The 18986-nt window shown below is 34.5% G+C and carries 23 protein-coding genes and 1 pseudogene; 16 read left to right on the top strand and 8 right to left on the bottom strand.

Annotated features, from left to right (window positions below; translation table 11 throughout):
- Positions 1-207: 207 nt before the first annotated feature.
- Complete coding sequence (locus AC1Q51_RS05535) at positions 208-1575, top strand: lytic polysaccharide monooxygenase (RefSeq protein WP_001065161.1); 1368 nt, start codon at positions 208-210, stop codon at positions 1573-1575.
- Between the two features lie 127 nt (positions 1576-1702).
- Here AC1Q51_RS05535 and AC1Q51_RS05530 read toward each other — a convergent pair whose 3' ends face one another.
- The 3 genes from AC1Q51_RS05530 to AC1Q51_RS05520 form a co-directional block, all read right to left on the bottom strand.
- The gene (locus AC1Q51_RS05530; RefSeq protein ID WP_043935622.1) at positions 1703-2137 is read right to left on the bottom strand and encodes a GNAT family N-acetyltransferase; all 435 of its coding nucleotides are present in this window, start codon (positions 2135-2137) and stop codon (positions 1703-1705) included.
- A gap of 108 nt (positions 2138-2245) precedes the next feature.
- Positions 2246-2908, bottom strand: coding sequence for a ribose 5-phosphate isomerase A (gene rpiA, locus AC1Q51_RS05525; protein ID WP_001049982.1), 663 nt, complete (start codon positions 2906-2908; stop codon positions 2246-2248).
- Positions 2909-2912: 4 nt separating this feature from the next.
- Positions 2913-3233 (bottom strand): 2Fe-2S iron-sulfur cluster-binding protein, encoded by a 321-nt coding sequence (locus AC1Q51_RS05520; protein WP_001125388.1) that lies wholly within the window; start codon positions 3231-3233, stop codon positions 2913-2915.
- Positions 3234-3375: 142 nt separating this feature from the next.
- Between AC1Q51_RS05520 and AC1Q51_RS05515 the strand changes: the two genes are divergently transcribed.
- The gene (locus AC1Q51_RS05515) at positions 3376-4062 is read left to right on the top strand and encodes an RNA polymerase subunit sigma-70 (RefSeq protein WP_016512688.1); all 687 of its coding nucleotides are present in this window, start codon (positions 3376-3378) and stop codon (positions 4060-4062) included.
- Positions 4063-4083: 21 nt separating this feature from the next.
- Positions 4084-4665, top strand: a complete 582-nt coding sequence (gene clpP, locus AC1Q51_RS05510; RefSeq protein WP_000991612.1) for an ATP-dependent Clp endopeptidase proteolytic subunit ClpP — start codon at positions 4084-4086, stop codon at positions 4663-4665.
- 43 nt (positions 4666-4708) lie between these two features.
- Here clpP and AC1Q51_RS05505 read toward each other — a convergent pair whose 3' ends face one another.
- The gene (locus tag AC1Q51_RS05505) at positions 4709-5566 is read right to left on the bottom strand and encodes a glycine betaine ABC transporter substrate-binding protein (protein ID WP_001227615.1); all 858 of its coding nucleotides are present in this window, start codon (positions 5564-5566) and stop codon (positions 4709-4711) included.
- Between the two features lie 171 nt (positions 5567-5737).
- Between AC1Q51_RS05505 and AC1Q51_RS05500 the strand changes: the two genes are divergently transcribed.
- Both AC1Q51_RS05500 and AC1Q51_RS05495 read left to right on the top strand, forming a co-directional pair.
- Entirely contained in the window at positions 5738-6943 is a 1206-nt protein-coding gene (locus tag AC1Q51_RS05500; RefSeq protein ID WP_000370606.1) for a quaternary amine ABC transporter ATP-binding protein, read from the top strand.
- Positions 6936-7772, top strand: a complete 837-nt coding sequence (locus tag AC1Q51_RS05495; RefSeq protein WP_016512689.1) for an ABC transporter permease — start codon at positions 6936-6938, stop codon at positions 7770-7772. The genes AC1Q51_RS05500 and AC1Q51_RS05495 overlap by 8 nt, the downstream gene beginning before the upstream one ends.
- A gap of 53 nt (positions 7773-7825) precedes the next feature.
- Here AC1Q51_RS05495 and AC1Q51_RS05490 read toward each other — a convergent pair.
- Positions 7826-8061, bottom strand: a pseudogene (locus AC1Q51_RS05490) (hypothetical protein).
- Between the two features lie 217 nt (positions 8062-8278).
- Here AC1Q51_RS05490 and AC1Q51_RS05485 point away from each other — a divergent pair.
- The 6 genes from AC1Q51_RS05485 (at position 8279) to AC1Q51_RS05460 (ending at position 11110) form a co-directional block, all read left to right on the top strand.
- On the top strand, positions 8279-8446 hold the full coding sequence (locus AC1Q51_RS05485; protein ID WP_000508401.1) for a glycine zipper domain-containing protein: 168 nt from the start codon (positions 8279-8281) through the stop codon (positions 8444-8446).
- 91 nt (positions 8447-8537) lie between these two features.
- A complete protein-coding gene (locus AC1Q51_RS05480) occupies positions 8538-9038 on the top strand; it encodes an HIT family protein (protein ID WP_025118383.1) in 501 nt (166 codons plus the stop codon).
- Complete coding sequence (locus AC1Q51_RS05475) at positions 9022-9846, top strand: PP2C family serine/threonine-protein phosphatase (protein WP_492331424.1); 825 nt, start codon at positions 9022-9024, stop codon at positions 9844-9846. Before AC1Q51_RS05480 ends, AC1Q51_RS05475 begins: the two co-directional genes overlap by 17 nt.
- 23 nt (positions 9847-9869) lie before the next feature.
- On the top strand, positions 9870-10235 hold the full coding sequence (locus tag AC1Q51_RS05470; RefSeq protein WP_000767735.1) for a DUF4181 domain-containing protein: 366 nt from the start codon (positions 9870-9872) through the stop codon (positions 10233-10235).
- A gap of 30 nt (positions 10236-10265) precedes the next feature.
- Positions 10266-10703 carry an NUDIX domain-containing protein gene (locus AC1Q51_RS05465; RefSeq protein WP_000620919.1) on the top strand — a complete coding sequence of 146 codons (438 nt, stop codon included), beginning with the start codon at positions 10266-10268 and terminating at the stop codon, positions 10701-10703.
- 23 nt (positions 10704-10726) lie between these two features.
- The gene (locus AC1Q51_RS05460; RefSeq protein WP_492331423.1) at positions 10727-11110 is read left to right on the top strand and encodes a DUF4181 domain-containing protein; all 384 of its coding nucleotides are present in this window, start codon (positions 10727-10729) and stop codon (positions 11108-11110) included.
- Positions 11111-11186: 76 nt separating this feature from the next.
- On the opposite strand, the gene AC1Q51_RS05455 is transcribed toward AC1Q51_RS05460, so the two are convergent.
- Positions 11187-11696, bottom strand: coding sequence for a GrpB family protein (locus tag AC1Q51_RS05455; RefSeq protein ID WP_492331422.1), 510 nt, complete (start codon positions 11694-11696; stop codon positions 11187-11189).
- 40 nt (positions 11697-11736) lie between these two features.
- Positions 11737-12582, bottom strand: coding sequence for an oxidoreductase (locus tag AC1Q51_RS05450; protein ID WP_001034793.1), 846 nt, complete (start codon positions 12580-12582; stop codon positions 11737-11739).
- A 166-nt stretch (positions 12583-12748) separates the two neighbouring features.
- On the opposite strand from AC1Q51_RS05450, the gene AC1Q51_RS05445 reads away from it, so the two are divergent.
- From AC1Q51_RS05445 to lpdA, 5 genes are all read left to right on the top strand, one after another.
- Positions 12749-13228 (top strand): DinB family protein, encoded by a 480-nt coding sequence (locus tag AC1Q51_RS05445; RefSeq protein WP_000233794.1) that lies wholly within the window; start codon positions 12749-12751, stop codon positions 13226-13228.
- A 169-nt stretch (positions 13229-13397) separates the two neighbouring features.
- Positions 13398-14396, top strand: coding sequence for an acetoin:2,6-dichlorophenolindophenol oxidoreductase subunit alpha (acoA, locus tag AC1Q51_RS05440; protein WP_097923872.1), 999 nt, complete (start codon positions 13398-13400; stop codon positions 14394-14396).
- A 17-nt stretch (positions 14397-14413) separates the two neighbouring features.
- Positions 14414-15448, top strand: coding sequence for an acetoin:2,6-dichlorophenolindophenol oxidoreductase subunit beta (acoB, locus tag AC1Q51_RS05435; protein WP_000198898.1), 1035 nt, complete (start codon positions 14414-14416; stop codon positions 15446-15448).
- 27 nt (positions 15449-15475) lie between these two features.
- Positions 15476-16675: a dihydrolipoamide acetyltransferase family protein gene (locus tag AC1Q51_RS05430; RefSeq protein WP_000257778.1), complete on the top strand. Its 1200-nt coding sequence runs from the start codon at positions 15476-15478 to the stop codon at positions 16673-16675.
- 15 nt (positions 16676-16690) lie between these two features.
- Complete coding sequence (gene lpdA, locus AC1Q51_RS05425; RefSeq protein ID WP_072938713.1) at positions 16691-18070, top strand: dihydrolipoyl dehydrogenase; 1380 nt, start codon at positions 16691-16693, stop codon at positions 18068-18070.
- A gap of 77 nt (positions 18071-18147) precedes the next feature.
- Here lpdA and AC1Q51_RS05420 read toward each other — a convergent pair whose 3' ends face one another.
- Positions 18148-18744, bottom strand: a complete 597-nt coding sequence (locus AC1Q51_RS05420) for a hypothetical protein (RefSeq protein ID WP_072938710.1) — start codon at positions 18742-18744, stop codon at positions 18148-18150.
- Positions 18745-18986: the final 242 nt, after the last annotated feature.

Raw genomic sequence — 18986 nt, 5'->3', positions numbered from 1 at the left:
TCACTGTTTCTGCACAACTTCTGCACATACTTAGGTAATTTCTATGTCATGATATATTCATAAAGTGAAATGTTTCACAAGAAAAATATAATTTCACTGCGGTGTATGCATAATTAACACATACATCGGTACAAGTTTGTCTCTTGTTATTCTTTTACATCAAAGCCCACATTCCACTACAAAGTATAACAAGAAGGAGACATGAACATGAATAATCGATTTTTAAAACAACTACAAAATATGAAAATGAACAAAAAAAGTTTAGGAGCTGTAGCATTAACAGCTGGAATTATTAGTACGACACTTATTCCTCAAAATGCTTATGCGCACGGTTTTGTTGAAAAGCCCGGTAGCCGATCCGCTTTATGTAGTTCAACTTATGGTGCGCTAAATGTAAACTGTGGAAGTGTTATGTATGAACCACAAAGTTTAGAAGCTCCAAAAGGTTTCCCACAAGGTGGTCCAGTAGATGGACAAATTGCTTCAGCAGGCGGAAAATTTGGTGGTATTTTAGATCAACAAACAGCAAATCGTTGGTTTAAAAATACAATCACTGGTGGGGAAAATACATTTACTTGGAAGTATACTGCGCCTCACTTAACGAGTAAGTGGCATTACTATATTACTAAAAAAGGATGGAATCCAAATAAAGCGCTAACAAGAGCAGATTTCGAACCAATTGGAACTGTACAACATGATGGTTCTGCAGCTTCAAATAATTTAACTCATAAAATCAATGTACCTACTGATCGTAGTGGATATCATGTGATTTTAGCAGTATGGGATGTAGCTGATACAGCAAATGCATTCTATAATGTAATTGATGTTAATCTTATTAATGATGTGAAACCAGACATAGAAGCGCCAAGTATTCCAAATGGACTTCAGACGCAAAAAGTAACAGCGAATAGTGTAGAACTAACATGGAACGCTTCTACGGATAATGTAGGGGTAAAAGGATATCAAATCTTCCGTAACGGAGAGATGATTGATACAGTACCAGGGACTCATTTTATTGATAAGAAGTTACAACCAAGTACAGAATACTCTTATACTGTAAAAGCAATTGACGCAGCTGGCAATGTATCGAAAGAAAGTACAGCGCTTACAGTAAAAACGACAGTTGAGACTCCTGATACAGAAGCACCAACACAACCAAAAGGATTACATAGTATGGGAACGACAGCGTCAAGTGTGGATTTAATGTGGAGTCCATCTGACGATAATATTGGTGTAGACCATTATGATATTTATAGAGAAACAGAAGGGTCAATGAAAAAGATTGCAACATCCAATACAACTTCTTATATGGATAAAAATCTGCTCGCTAATACTACTTATAAATATGTAGTGAAAGCTGTTGATGTAGCTGGAAATGAATCCGTACAGAGTGATATATTCACAATTACTACAAAAACTGAAAGCGCTTCACATGAAGCGTGGGATGCAAAAAAAGCATATAAAAAGGGAGATAGAGTTCTACACGAAGGAAAAGTATATGAAGCAGTCCAGAGTTATCAAGGAAATGGTGATCCGAACTGGATTTATGCATTATCATTATGGAAAACAGTGTAAGCTTTACCTAGATATGAACTAAGAGATGATGGGCTTTGATTTCAAAAGAGAATCTTGAGAATTCACTTTTCTATTAATAATAAAGGGTAGTGTATGAATACATAAGATTCATACACTACCCTTTTTATTATGATAACATTTTCGTCATAAGTATATGCGGAATGCCATCTTCCATAAATATATCAGAAGAAGTTTCATAACCTAATTTTTTATAAAATCCTTCAGCTTGTGTTTGCCCGTGTAGTTTCACTTTTGTAGCTTGTTCGTTACGAGCAATTTCTTCTAACGTTTGAATGATGACTTTACCTAATCCGTATGTACGATAATCTTTTAAAATGCAAATACGTTCTAATTTTCCGACGCCATCAACAAATCGTATACGCCCTGTACCTACAGGAAGCTCATTATAATAAACTAAAATATGTTTACATTGCTCTCCGATTTCATCGAATGTATCGAATTCATCTGCAAGAGGGACACCTTGTTCTTTTACAAATACTTCTTTTCGAATATGAAAGGCAGTTTCTAAATCAGTAAGTTCTGTTATAAGTTTGGATTGCAAAATGTTCAGTCCTTTCTAGTATGATGTGTTTTCATAGTATATCATAATAAAGCGCTATCAAGAGAAAAAGAACACACTAAAAAGCCAACTTTAAAAAGTTAGCTTTTATTACAATTCCTTTATCCCATTTTTAGCGCCGATAATTACTTTACTCGTCATACTTATAAACAACCCTGTTTCAACTACACCAGTAATCATTTTTAATTGAGTGTGTAAATGGGCAGGATTAGAAATATGATTAGGGAATATACAATCGATAATCATGTTATTGTTATCGGTTATATAGGTTTCATTATTTTTCAAACGTAATGTTGTTTGACACCCTAAAGACTGAATTTTATTTTCGGTTTGTTTCCATGAAAAAGGGATGATTTCAATAGGTAATGGAAAAGTACCTAAATGTGTTACAAGTTTCGATTCATCAGCAATGATAATTAGTTCTTTAGAGGAAGAGGCAACGATTTTTTCACGAAGTAATGCACCGCCACCGCCTTTTATAAGTTGTAAATTTGAATCAATTTCATCCGCTCCATCAATTGTAAGATCAAGACTTTGTACGTCGTTTAACGAAATTAGGGGGATATTTAGTTGATGTGCTAATGCTTCAGTTTCCTTTGATGTCGGTACAGCTTGAAATGATAATCCTTCTTTTACACGCTCACCTAATTTTTGTATTGTCCAATATACAGTAGAACCTGTACCAAGCCCAATCTTCATGCCATCATTTACAAAGTTAGCGGCATATTCGCCAGCGAGCTGTTTTAAATTCATCGCTTTACTCCGCCGGACGCGGTCCAGCATCAAGACCTGAATTTTCAACCGTAAGTACCGGACGAACGACTATATCTTTATGTACACGCATTTGACAAGATAATCGTAAATGATCTTCAATCCCTTTTTCCGTCATTGCATGTTTCTCATTCGCACTCGCTTCACAGAAATCACCTGCTAGTATTTCTACTCTACAAGTTGTGCAACGTGCATTCCCGCCGCAACGATGAAGAATGTTGACACCGCTATCTTCAATTGCTAATACTAACTTCGTTCCTTCTTTTACATCAAATGTTCCCGCACCTTCAATTGTTAATTTTGGCAAATTTGTTCCTCCTCATGTAAAATTGTACATAACATATTTATGACCGCGAATTATTGAACATAAACATTATTTTTTTATATCCCCGTAACTTTTTTTAATGTTGAATCGTTTATTAAGTAAGCGCTGAAAAGGAGTGGTTATTTTGTGCACAAAAGTAACTCATGTTTTAAAGAACCGTATCGATATGAATCATTCAAATATAAACTTTTTAATTGAACAATATGGAGAGTTAAAAAGATACTGTACTTTTTTAACGAAAAACAAATGGGATGGGGAAGATCTCGCCCAAGAAACAGTGTGTAAAGTACTTCAAAAATATAGAAATAAAGATATTTGTATGACACTCGTCTATAAAATAGCAAGAAATCGTTGGTTAGATCAGATGAAGTCTAAGTCTGTTCATGAAAAAATAAGAGAACAAATCACTTCTGAAGAACCACATGAGAACATTGCAGATTTGCATGAAATGGTAGGGAAAGTATTGTCTTCATTAAATGTACAGCAATCCGCAATTTTATTATTAAAAGATGTTTTTCAATATAGTATCGCTGATATTGCTAAAGTGTGTTCTGTATCAGAAGGTGCAGTGAAAGCTTCTTTATTCCGGAGTAGAAATAGGCTGAAAACTGTAAGTGAAGAAGGGGTCGAGATAGTCGAATTCACAGATGATATGGAAGTTGTAGTAACGTCTATTCGAGAAGAGAGACCGGAATTATTAACGAAACTGCTTCCGTCAATAGATTTTACTAAGTTACCATCTAAACAGCCAGTCTTATTATTTAATGTGAAACAACCTTCTTCCTACAGTTGTATGCTTTGCGCAGCATAACAAGTATTGGAGGGATTTAAAATGAATGCAATTCCATATGTAGTAGAACAAACAAAATTAGGAGAACGTTCCTATGATATATATTCAAGGTTATTAAAAGACCGCATTATTATTATCGGTTCAGAAATTAATGATCAAGTAGCGAGTAGTGTCGTAGCTCAATTATTATTTTTAGAAGCAGAAGATGCAGAGAAAGATATATTCTTATACATCAATAGCCCCGGCGGTTCAACGACAGCAGGTTTTGCAATATTAGATACGATGAATTTAATTAAACCAGATGTGCAAACGCTGTGCATGGGCTTTGCGGCATCATTTGGTGCATTGCTATTATTATCTGGAGCAAAAGGAAAACGGTTTGCGCTCCCTAACAGTGAAATTATGATTCATCAGCCGCTTGGTGGTGCACAAGGGCAAGCAACAGAAATTGAAATAACTGCGAAAAGAATATTAAAGTTAAAGCATGATATTAATAAAATGATTGCAGAAAAAACAGGCCAACCGATTGAAAGAGTAGCACATGATACAGAAAGAGATTATTTTATGACTGCAGAAGAAGCGAAGGAATATGGGATTGTAGATGATGTTGTTACGAAAAAATAAGATGAAAAAGGCTAGAGGATATATTAATTCTCTAGCCTTTTTATTAATCCTTTACCCATTCATCAACTAATGCTTGATTTTTTTTAATCCATTTTCGCGCAGCTTCTTCAGGATCTTTTGTTTTATTTAACATGACCATTAACGTACCGAGCTGTTCATCGTTCATTTTCCATTTATCAAAGTATTTTATAACATCTGGGTGATCTTTTTCGAAACCTTTACGAACGGAGTAATAAATGTCATCTTTTTCACCATATACTTTCTTAGGGTCTTTTAAATATTTCAAGTCAAATTCTGAAAACCCCCAATGCGGATTCCAAAGCGTAACAGCGATTGGTTTCTTTTTTGTATATGCTTTCTTTAGTTCACTCATCATCGCAGCTTCAGAGGATTGGACAAGTTTTAGTTTTATATCATATTCTTTCATTGCTTTATTCGTTAAATTCATAAGACTACTACCGGGTTCGATACCGACAATTTTATTATCTAGTTCATCTTTATGAGCATTTAAATCTTCGATACTGTTTATATTTTTCATATAAGAAGGGACGACTAAACCTAGTCCAGTACCTTCGTACCATTTTGATTTTAAGACAATATCATCTTTATAACGATCGTTTAGCGGTTTATCTGTAACTGGTAGCCATACTTCTAAATTCGCATCAACATCGCCACGAGCAACACCAGTCCAAATTGCGGCTTTTTCTAAATACATGAGCTCAACTTTGTAGCCTTTTTCTTCTAATAAAACTTTCCACATGTTTGCAGTTGCAATATTTTCTTTCCAACTTGTTACACCAAGTTTAATTTTCCCTTTCGAATTTGCATTTGTTGCATTACATGAAGTGAAAATCATAGTAATAAATAATGCAAGGCATATAAACCAAATTTTCTTTCGCATTGAAAACCTCCTAAGTGACGTTTGCCTTATAAAATAAATGTATAAGTAAGCATTCTTATTATGAACGGAAACGAGAATTTTAAAGAAATCTTATGAATGTCATTTTTATGTAATATTTCTTTGTAAAATCGCAACACTATGTGAATAGATGGGTAGAAAAGGAGTAGTGACATGGATAATACAAAGGTGCGTGTTGAAAACGTAACAAAAGTATTCGGGAAACATCCGCAAAGAGCCCTTTCCTTATTAAAAGAAGGAAAAAGTAAATCGGAAATTTTAAAAGAGACAGGAATGAACGTTGGGGTGAAAAAAGCAACGTTTGAAGTATACTCTGGAGAAATTTTCGTTATTATGGGTTTGTCTGGTAGCGGGAAATCTACGCTAGTTCGTATGTTAAATCAATTGATTAAACCAACTGCAGGTCATATATACATAGATGGTGAAGACATCGCAACGATGGGAAAAGAAGAGTTACGAAGAGTAAGAAGAACGAAAATGAGTATGGTATTTCAGAAATTCGCTCTATTTCCGCATCGTACAGTTATACAAAATGTTGCATATGGGTTAGAAATACAAGGAGTTCCGGTTGAAGAGCGAGAGAAAAAAGCGTTAGAATCGCTACAGTTAGTAGGACTCGATCATCATAAAGATAATTATCCAAGTCAACTTAGTGGCGGTATGCAGCAGCGCGTTGGAATCGCAAGGGCGCTAACGAATAATCCAGATGTATTACTAATGGACGAGTCATTCAGTGCATTAGATCCACTTATTCGAAAAGAAATGCAAGATGAATTGTTAGAGTTGCAAGATAAAATGGAAAAAACGATTATATTTATTACGCATGATTTAGATGAAGCGCTTCGAATTGGAGATCGTATCGCATTAATGAAAGATGGAGAAATCGTTCAAATTGGAACGCCAGAAGAAATTATGATGAGCCCCGCTAATGAATTTGTAGAAAAGTTTGTTGCGGACGTGAATTTAGGAAAAGTAATTACGGCGGAGTCTATTTTAAAACGACCAGAAACTTTATTAATTGATCGTGGACCTCGTGTAGCCCTTCAAATTATGAGGAATGCTGGTGTTTCAACTGTATATGTTGTAAACAAAAAGTATGAGTTTTTAGGTATATTAACTGCGGATGATGCGAGTAAGGCAGTACAAAAACAGTGGCCGATTGCTGATTTATTACTTAATGATATTCCGCATGTGTATTTAGATACTTTACTGGAAGAGACGTATGCAAAAATGGCGGAGATGAAATATCCGTTACCAGTAATCGATGAGAAGAAAAGGCTAAGAGGAATTATTAAACGTGAAAGTGTCATTCAAGCTCTTGCAGGAAACATTGAGGAAGAGGTGAAAGACGATGAATAGTATACCGCGTATTCCGTTAGGGGAATGGGTCGACTCATTTGTTGTAAGTTTATATGAGCACTTTGAAGGCTTATTCCGAGGATTCTCTTATATTATTGGTGGATTCGTTGATTTACTCACTAATTTTTTAATAATAATTCCTGCCATATTGATGATTATTATCTTATGTTTCCTCATTTGGTACACAACGAGAAAACTATCTTTAGTCATTTTTACGCTTATTGGATTATTATTTATTTTGAATATTAACTACTGGGCACAAACGATGCAAACATTAGCACTCGTACTTACGTCAGTTATTATTTCAATTATTGTCGGAATTCCAATTGGTATATTAGCATCTCAAAATGAACGTTTCTCAAAATTTTTAAAACCAACATTAGATTTTATGCAAACAATGCCTGCATTCGTATACCTTATTCCAGCGATCACATTTTTCGGAGTAGGTGTAGTACCTGGAATTATTGCATCAGTAATCTTTGCAATGCCACCGACAATTCGTTTTACTGACTTAGGAATTAGACAAGTTCCAGAAGATTTAATTGAAGCAGCGAATGCATTTGGATCCACTGCATCACAAAAACTATTTAAAGTACAATTACCACTTGCAACCGGAACGATTATGGCTGGTGTGAACCAAAGTATTATGCTTTCGTTATCAATGGTTGTAACAGCGTCACTTGTAGGAGCTCCTGGACTTGGAGTTGATGTATATCGCTCGGTAACACAAGTTAATATCGGAATGGGATTTGAAGCTGGATTAGCTATCGTAGTAATCGCAATTATATTAGACCGAATTACACAAGGGTTCCATATGAAAAGAAAATAATGACCAAAAAACACACTTTTATACTACAAAGTGTGTTTTTTATTGCATCCAGTTTACATACGAACGATAACAGAACCTCCAGCTGGTGCACAAACTTGGTTTTGCTGTTGTTCCATGGATTTAATTAATTGATTATTTTCTTCAATTAATGAGATTAATTTAGCTAACTGACTTTCAAGACTTGCGATGCGCTGCATCATATATTGTGAATCATGATGCAATGTATTCCTTACAGGATGGGGGAATAAACATACTGTTGATTTATATTTGGATTCCAATGAGGATGCATTTGAATCGTTCCTCCTTCAATAAATTACGGATCTTTCTTATAGTAAATGCCTATATATATTTAATGGTTACTTGAAATTTTTTCATTATAAAAGGAGTATGTACAGAAAATGGAAAATATTATATATGAAGTTAAAGTGCATTTTTTGAAAAGATTCAAGCGAGATAGTGCGTATATTAATACATTTAAGTGAATGCATGTTGTTTAGGGAGAAATGATGGGAGGAGATGCAATTTTGGCTAAAAATAAAAAAAGAAATGATGCTTTGGCAATAGGTGTCGGTATAGGGGTTGTAATCGGTGTATTTCAAGGGCACTTTACAAATAATTTAGTAATCGGAATTGTGATTGGGATTATAATTGGGATTGCGTTTTTGAAGAAATAATGAGGTGTAAATTCATTTCAAAAATTGCTGTATAAAGAGAATGAAAATTCGGAATACGAAACTTATTTTTCCTTTTTTTGTGATATTATATATGAAAAGGATGGTGATGGATATGTCAACAAACAATCAAGTAGAACAAAACTGCTTCATTTGCGAAAAACATAAAGGAAATATTATAGTTCCAGGTGGAGCTATTTACGAAGATGAACTCGTTTACGTTGGACATGTCTACTGGGATAGTGAAGAAACATACCTAGGTTATGTAATGATAGATATAAAAAGACATGTACCTGGCCTTGCTGAACTAACAGATGAAGAAGCGAAAGCGTTCGGACTTATAACAAGTAGAGTAAGTAAAGCGCTAAAAGAAAGCGAAGGTGCAGAGCATATTTACACTTTTGTTTCAGGAAATGGTGTACCACATATGCATATGCACATTATTCCACGTTATCCAAATACACCAAAAGAATTTTGGTCACCAACCGAAGTAGCGAAATGGACTGGTGCACCATATGGTGATGAAGAGAAAATAAAAAAACTATGCGAAAGAATACGTAAGTATATGGTAAATGAGTATGCATACAACAAATAATACACAATATTCATGGGTTGGAAATATAGAAATGTGTTTAGGAGAAATTTCAGTTAAGCAATATGGTGATATTGTACTTGGTAAATATGGCGGGAATATAAGTGCTGGAGCGAAAAAGAATGAAGATGGTGTATTAGTTTGGTCAAATGGTGAATGGGAATTTGCAGCTATATTAGATGGACATAATAGTGCAGAAAGTGTTGATTTAGTAGTAAATACAATCGAAAAAGAATATGAAAATATAAGCGTAATTTTGAATGAACCAATTGATACAGTATTTCAGTATGTTGAAAATCATATACTTACAATTTTTCAGTCATCTTCATTTAAGGAAAAGTGCAAAAGAATACAAGGTGAAACAGCTTGCTTACTATGTGTAAGAAAAGAAAATTATATATGGTGGCTTTCTATTGGTGATTGTTTAGTGTATGTATTTCATGAAGAGTTACATAAGTTAGGACAATATGCATTAAATCAACGTCATTTTTACGAATGGATTGGAAATGTAAACACATTTGATTTACCTGTTCCTTGTTATTCATCAGGTATTCGTGAATTACGTACTGGAAAGAACCGAATTGTAATGGTGACAGATGGAGTATTAGAATGCGGGGAACGCCGATATGAAACGCCAGTAAATCTGTATAATAATATGAATAGAAATAATAAAAAACTTGAAGAAAGTGTTCATCATGTATTAGAGCACGTTCATCATCAATTCGGACGCGATAGTGCGACTATAATTAGTTGGGACGTTGAAAATAAAGAGAGTGCTACGTATCCGAGTGATCAGCCGGAGAAAAGGTAAAGGAGGAGGCCTTTCTGTTTCTTTTGAAACTAATTGTCTTATTGTTATGGATTATAATTTTATTCTTTTTAGAAAAAATTGTGAGGAAGAAGTTAAATATACCGAGACAAACTGGATGGAATAGTAAATATGTCAGCCAATCACATAAATGGGGGCAATGGATTATCATTATTTCTTATGTAGTACTTATGATGATAGGTTCAATTTTGAATCCAATATACATGACTTATATACCAATTTTCTTTTTTATGACGTTGTACATTTTTCAAGGATATATGCAGTGGAAATATGATAGGAAAGCAAAAGAATATATTATTTCGTTTGGAATTGTTCCGTTACTAATAATTACAGGTTTTATTTTGAATGTATTCTATAATACGTATTGGTGATGAATGGTCATACAAATAAAGGGTGAGAAAATGATAAGACCACGTTTACGGGCTGAAGTAATGATTGTAAACGACGAACATTCAAAAGTACTAGTACAATGTGATGAGAATGAATCATTTTATCGTTTTCCAGGTGGCTCTATTGAATTTGGTGAAACGTCAAAAGAAGCAATAATTCGAGAGTTAATAGAAGAATACGATTTGAAAGTTGATGTTCAAGAGTTAGCAATTGTAAATGAACATATTTTTGAGTGGGGCAACGAAAATGGTCATCATTGTACATTGATACATTGGGGGACTGTTGAAAAAATCATTACAAATGAAATAAGGCATAAAGAGCATGAGGATATTATATTAATTTGGAAAAGTCTAGAGGAATTACAGGAGAAGCCGACATATCCTGAAGGCATCATAAGTTATTTAGAAGGGGATAACCGTAATATAGTCCAATTTATTTCAAGTAATTAAATGAAATAATAGGAGGGGTGAAAATGGGAGTTTCTACTTTTGGGATTATAACTATTGTTTTTTGTATAGCTGTCTACTTTCTCGATAAGTTTTTAAGAAAAAAATTGAATATGCCCAAGGGTGGTTTTTTGGGATATAAGAAACATGTAAATAGTTTACATAAAAAATTGGAAATAGGACTACTTTTTATTTATTTAATAACTAGCTTTATATTTATCTTTAAATTTGAAAGTGTTAATATCGCTTATGTCATTTTTACTTATTTAGGTGGGACGTTAATCTTAAGAGCATTGATGGAATGGAAGTATGATAAAGAATCGAAAGAATATATATTTTCGGTAATTGGGGTATTCACGTTTGTTTTTATGACTTCGATACTATTTTACTTCTTTCCACCTGCTGTATAATAAAAATTTGATAGTACAAATAATGAAATAACTAATAAGCAAGAAACCATTTACTACTAAATGGTTTCTTGTTTATTTAAGCATTTATTTTAGTTAATATAGATGTAATGAAATTAGTTTTATCTTCTGCATACTTATGTTTATCAGTAGGATTAGCTTGTGAAAGTTGAATCTTTAACTGTTCATACTGCATGCGTGCAGTTTTATTGTCTATTAAGTAATCACGAAATTGTAATTGTTCTATTAAATATGTATTCCCTTGTTCATACATATGAATTTGATGAGTTCTTGGTTCACCTTTATTAAAATAGTATCTTTCGGGTAATACTTCTTTTCTATATTTATAGTTTAGTAGTTCTAACTTTTTAATACAATGTATACCGTCCGTATAATTTTCTAATTTAATTGCTATATCAATAATTGGCTTTGCACTTAAATATGGAATAGAAGTACTACCAATATGGTGTATCGCTAAAATATGTTCGCCAATTTGTTCCTCAATGATTTGTTTCTCTTTCATAAACTCAATTTCCCATTCTTCAGTCCACGGCACTAAAAACACTTTCCCATACGGTAAACCTAACATTTAATTAGCACCTCTTTCAAAATAGTTTTCAAAAAGTTTATTACATCTTCTTAAAGCTTCTCAAAACAAGGTGTTCCCACAATCTCCAAGGAAGAATCTTCTTCGTAAAGATCATAAATTTTACACCTTTTCCAATAGGATATCGTAAAGTAGTACGCTTTGTTTCAGCAATTTCAACGATTTTATTAGCAACATCTATCGGATTACCAAATGTATCACTACCGCTATTAATATGTTTTTGTATTTTATCCATATATTCTTTGTAAGGAGATGTTGTATCAGATTGGTTTTCAGCTAGTTGTTTACCAACCTCCCATATATTTGTGTTGTAAGAACCAGGTTCAATTAAAGCGACATCTATTCCGAAAGGTTTTAATTCTAAGCGAAGCGATTCACTCCAGCCTTCTAATGCATATTTTGAAGATACATAAGGAGATAAACCAGGGAATCCAACTTGGCCGCTAATGCTGCTTATATTAATGATTTTTCCACTTCTTTGTTTTCTCATATATGGTAAAACAAGCTGGGTAATTGATATAGCTCCAAAAAGGTTCGTTTCAAATTGCTTTCGATATTCGTCTACTGGGATTTCTTCTACAAAGCCCCCATTTGCATATCCTGCGTTATTTATAAGGAGATCTATTCTATTAATTTCTTTTAAAAACAATTGGAAATTATGTATAGAATTTTGATCTGTTACATCTAATTGTTGAACTTTTATATTGTGCTGTAAGTTAAGTTGAGTAACTTGGGATAGTAAGGTTCCTTGTTTTTCTAGGTTTCGCATTGTAGCGATAACTAAATAATCTTTTTTTGCGAGTTCGAGTGTAGTTAATAGTCCAAATCCACTTGAGGCTCCTGTAATTATTGCGATTTTTTTATTCATTTTCCGCCAGCTTTCTTTTTCTTTTATCATAACGAGTTATGATAAGAAAATCTATTATTCTTACATTTAGTATGAAATCAATTTGTATGTAAAAAAAGGGGATCATAGGGAATCAGCGTATATAGAGTAGTGTATATTAATATGATAATGAAATGAGGGAAGAAAAATGGTCCATGTAAAAGATGTATTAGCAGATCAGCTATTAGCGAATGCAAATGATCCCAGTTGGTATATGCCATTTTCAGATGCAGTTAAGGATTTATCTGAGAGGGAAGCTTTCTGGAAACCGAATGAAGAGAGTAATAGTATAGCTGAAATCGTACAACATTTACTGTATTGGAACTCTACGTGGCAAACTAGGTATAAAGAATCAAATGTGAATGCAGTACCCGCTATAGGAGATAATAACAAAAGTTTTATGCTCTCAGATAATCAAACTTTTGATGAATTACGGGAAAAACTACTAGAAAAACTGTTACAATGGCAAAATCTCATAAATGAAGAAAAGGTTGAAAGTGATGTAGTGGGATTTCCTGTTTCTGCAAAGTGGTGGGAAGTGCTAGCGAATGTAACAACTCATAATGCATATCATATTGGTCAAATTATTTACATCCGAAAATTACAGAAGAGCTTTGATAATGAATAAAGTAACAATTCTCTTATTAAGGGAACAAAGGTGGACAAAACGAGACAAACGTCTCATTTTGTCCACTTTTTTATTGTTAAAAGATAGAGAAAACCTATTAAAACAAGGATTCGAAATTGGCACAATACTTGCAATATAAAAGACGAACAAGAAAATAGGAGGGCTGGACATGTTAAAAACAACTGAAAGTAAAGGGAATGAAATTACGAAAGAACAAGCTCATTGGATGTACGAAAAAATGTTAGAAATTCGTAAGTTTGAAGATAAGGTGCATGAATTGTTCGCGCAAGGCGTTTTGCCAGGTTTCGTTCATTTATACGCAGGTGAAGAAGCGGTAGCAGTTGGTGTATGTGCCCACTTAACGGATAGTGACAGTATTACAAGTACACATAGAGGTCATGGACATTGTATCGCAAAAGGTTGTGATTTAAATGGTATGATGGCTGAACTTTTCGGGAAAGCGACAGGATTATGTAAAGGTAAAGGCGGTTCCATGCATATTGCCGATTTGGATAAAGGAATGCTTGGTGCGAATGGCATTGTAGGCGGGGGTTTCCCACTTGCTTGCGGTTCAGCATTAACAGCTAAATATAAAGGAACAAAAGATGTAAGTGTTTGCTTCTTCGGTGACGGAGCAAATAATGAAGGAACATTCCATGAAGGGGTTAATTTAGCGGCGATTTGGAAGTTACCAGTTATTTTTATTGCAGAAAATAACGGTTACGGTGAAGCAACTACATTTGAATATGCTTCAAGTTGTGATTCTATCGCTGATCGCGCAAAAGCTTATAATATTCCAGGTGTTCAAGTAGATGGAAAAGATCTTCTAGCTGTATATAAAGCTGCTGCAGAAGCAGTTGAACGTGCGCGTAATGGTGATGGTCCAACAATTATTGAATGTATGACATATCGTAATTATGGTCATTTCGAAGGTGAAGCGCAAACATATAAAGCATCAGAAGAAAAAGAAGAACATTTAAACGAAAAAGATGCAATTGTGAATTTCCGTAAGCATTTAATTCATGAAGGTTTATTAACAGAATCTGAACTTGTTGATATGGAAAAAGCAGTAGATGATGCAGTACAAAGATCCATTGAATTTAGTGAAAATAGTCCATACCCAGACGATGAAGAATTATTAAAAGATGTATACGTTTCTTACAAATAAGAGGAGGGTGAAAAATTATGACTAGAACAGTAAGTATGTCAACTGCAATTAATGAAGCGATGAAAATCTCAATGCGTCGTGATGAAAATGTAATTTTAATAGGTGAAGATGTTGCAGGCGGTGCACAAGTTGATCACCTGCAAGATGATGAAGCTTGGGGTGGTGTTCTTGGTGTTACGAAAGGACTTGTACAAGAGTTTGGCCGAAATCGTATATTGGATACACCAATTTCTGAAGCGGGTTATATGGGAGCTGCGATGGCAGCTGCTGCAACTGGGTTACGTCCGATAGCTGAGTTAATGTTTAATGATTTTATCGGTAGTTGTCTTGACCAAGTATTAAACCAAGGTGCGAAATTCCGTTATATGTTTGGAGGTAAAGCAAAAGTACCCGTTACAGTACGTACGATGCATGGCGCTGGTTTTAGTGCAGCAGCTCAACATTCACAAAGTTTGTACGCATTATTTACGAGCATACCAGGTATTAAAGTTGTTGTTCCTTCCACACCGTATGATGCAAAAGGCTTATTATTAGCGGCAATTGAAGATGATGATCCAGTAATCTTCTTTGAGGATAAAACACTTTACAATATGAAAGGTGAAGTGCCAGAAGGATACTATACAATTCCATTAGGAAAAGCAGATATTAAACGGGAAGGTTCTGATGTAACAATTGTCGCAATCGGAAAGCAAGTTCATACAGCGCTTGCAGCTGCAAAGCAATTATCGAAAAAGGGGCTTGAAGTAGAAGTAATTGATCCACGATCTTTATCACCACTTGATGAAGATACTATTTTATCATCTGTTGAAAAAACAAATCGTCTTATCGTCATTGACGAAGCGAATCCTAGATGTAGTATTGCAACAGATATTGCGGCAATTGTAGCGGATAAAGGTTTTGATTTGTTAGATGCACCTATTAAACGAATTACAGCACCACATACACCTGTTCCGTTCTCACCACCACTTGAAAAGTTGTATTTGCCAACGCCAGAAAAAGTAATTGAAACTGTATCAGAAATGATCGGAGACCAATCTTTATTACATGTGTAATAAAACGATGAGAAGGGAGAGAGAGACATGGCTGTAGAAGTTGTAATGCCGAAGTTAGGTATGGCGATGAAAGAAGGTATTATTACGAGCTGGAATATTAAAGCAGGCGATAATGTAGCAAAAGGAGAACTAATTGCTAGTATTAATTCAGAAAAAATTGAAACGGAAATTGAAGCGCCAGCTGATGGTACGGTACTTGATATAGCTGTAAGTGAAGATGAAGGAGTGCCGCCTGGTACTGTAATTTGCTACATCGGTAAACCGAATGAAAAGGTAGAAATGCAGGAAAGCACACATGTTGTAGAAGAAAAAACATCTAATATAGAAGTACAAAATGTACAAAATCAAGAAGCAAATGGGAAAGAAGTATCGAAGCAAAGAATTAAAATTTCACCTGTAGCCAAGAAAATTGCAAAGTCTGAAAATCTGAATATCAAGGCATTAGTTGGTACAGGTCCTGGCGGAAGGATTACAAAGGCAGATGTATTAAAAGCACTTGAGGTAAGAGTAAACGTTCCGGAAATATCTGAACGAGAAGAAAGTAAAGCGATTCCTGTTACTGGTATGCGTAAAGCAATCGCAAATCGTATGCACGCAAGCTTACAAAATAGCGCACAATTAACGTTAACGATGAAAGTAGATGTAACAGATTTAGTTGCTTTACATAAAGAAATAGCGGAAGTTGTACAAAAAAGATACGATAATAAATTAACTATTACGGATTTCGTCTCGCATGCTGTTGTATTAGCACTTGGAGAGCATAAAGAAATGAACAGCGCTTATATAGATGATGCAATTCATCAATTTGAACATGTGCATTTAGGCATGGCAGTCGCATTAGAAAAAGGGTTAGTCGTTCCAGCTATTCGCTTTGCAAATAATTTATCTTTAGTAGAGTTGTCTAAAGAGATTAAGAATGTGGCACAAAAGGCACGAGCAGGTAGCTTAAGTAGTGATGATATGCACGGAACGACATTTACAATTAGTAATTTAGGTAGCTTTGGTATTGAATATTTCACACCGGTATTAAATACACCTGAAACTGGTATTTTAGGTGTAGGTGCAATTGAACATGTTCCTGTATTTAAAGGGAAAAAATTAAGAAAAGGAAGTATGTTACCTTTAAGTTTAACATTCGATCATCGTGTATTAGACGGTGCACCAGCAGCTGCATTTTTACGCACAATTAAACATTATTTAGAAGAACCTATAACAATTCTTTTATAAAGAGAAGGTGAGAGAATGAGTAAATTAGTTGTTATTGGGGGCGGACCTGCTGGCTATGTAGCAGCAATTACCGCGGCTCAAAATGGCAAAGATGTCACTCTTATTGATGAAGCTGACCTTGGCGGAACATGTTTAAATGTTGGGTGTATGCCGACGAAATCACTGTTAGAAAGTGCTGAAGTACATGACATTGTGAGAAAAGCGAATGATTATGGGGTTACGCTTAATACAGGAAGTATATCAATTGATTGGGATCAAATACAGGCGAGGAAATCACAAATCGTAATGCAACTCGTCCAAGGAATACAATATTTAATGAAGAAAAATAAAATTAAAGTTGTAAAAGGAACAGCGAAATTCGAAACGGATCATCGTATGCGAGTTGTACAAGGAAATAAAGAAGAAGTAGTTGATGGAGAGAGCTTTATTATCGCAGCTGGTTCCGAACCTACAGAATTACCATTCGCTCCGTTTGATGGAAAATGGATTTTAAATAGTAGCCATGCCATGTCTCTTGAGAGTGTACCATCTTCATTGTTAATCGTTGGTGGTGGTGTAATAGGATGCGAGTTTGCAAGCATTTATAGTAGACTTGGCACAAAAGTATCGATAGTTGAAATGGCACCGCAATTAATACCTGGTGAAGATGAAGATATCGCGAATACTTTAAGAGAGAAATTAGAAAAAGATGGGGTGAAAATTTTTACGGGAGCAGTTTTAAAAGGTTTAAATAACTATAAGAAGCAAGCTTCATTTGAATACGAGGGAATTACTCACGAAGTAACTCCAGAATTTGTTCTTGTTTCTGTAGGAAGAAAACCACGAGTGCAACAATTAGGATTAGAAAAGGCAGGGGTTCAGTTTTCAAATAAAGGGATTGCTGTGAATGAACATATGCAAACGAACGTATCGCATATTTACGCAGCTGGTGATGTGATCGGTGGAATTCAGCTTGCTCACGTTGCCTTCCATGAAGGAACGACAGCAGCATTACACGCAAGCGGAGAAGACGTGAAAGTAAATTATCACGCTGTGCCCCGTTGTATATACACAGCTCCAGAAATAGCTAGTGTCGGGTTAAGTGAAAAAGGTGCAAGAGAACAATATGGTGATATTCTCATCGGAGAATTTCCTTTTACAGCGAACGGAAAAGCTCTTATTTTAGGAGAACAAGTAGGTAAAGTAAAAGTCATTGTAGAACCTAAATACCAAGAAATTGTAGGGATTTCTATTATCGGTCCTCATGCAACTGAACTTATTGGTCAAGGAACCATAATGATTCATACAGAAGTTACCGCTGATATAATGAGAGATTATATTGCAGCACACCCTACTTTATCAGAAGCAATTCATGAAGCGTTAATGCAAGCGGTAGGACATGCTGTACATGCTTAAATTGAAATATAATAAACCACTATTCTCTAAACAAATAAGAGAATAGTGGTTTGATTTTTTATTAATAGAATATCTTATTATTTTTTAATTTCAATCGCTGAAGTAATATCGTTCCAATCAGGAGCTAAATTAGCAGTTTTACCATACCAATCAGCGTGTTTAAATATAACACCTTTTCCATATCCTTGTGTTGAAGTGTGCTCCCAAAGTGTCGTTGAATAACTTGCAGAAGGTGACGCTGTACTTACAGAAGAAATTCTGTCATTCCAGCTAGATGGTAAGTTTTTAAAGCCGCTGCTCCAGTAAATATATTGACCACCTTTATCTTTATGTTCGTAAAAATCAGTACTACCAGCACCGCTACCTAAAGGATTAATATTATTTTTAATTGCTTTTTTATCCTTTGCAATATACGCATCCAATGTTTCACGGCTAGTAAAACCATAAGCTAGCCAATCTCCATTTTCATTTTGCTCTGGTAATACCATAGTAATTTGGATATCTTTCTTATCCTGATCACTTAATTTTGCAAATGAATTAACATTTTGTTCATCCACTTTTAAATAATCAAATGACTTAATTGTGTTACTTTTTTCCTCAGCACTTACTGCACCTAGTCCTCCAGTTAATGCAAAACCAGCTATTAATGTCCCTGCTACTAATTTCTTCAACATATAACCATCCCTTTTTGTTTGAATTTTTGTACAGGTGAATCTTGTACAGCTAAAATGTATTCTAATTTTATACTTTTGTAAATATTCTGAAGTTTTAGAAATAATAGGCGGAATATTTACATTTTTACATTATTTCTTTAGAAAAAATGGTTATTGGAATGATATAATAAGTGGATGTATTGCTTTTACTGGATGTAAAGATATTTTAGGAGAGGTGTCATTGAAATATTTTACAAGAGAAT

This window comes from Bacillus sp. MT94 (assembly GCF_058792475.1).
This window is presented reverse-complemented; position numbering and strand designations above follow the sequence as displayed.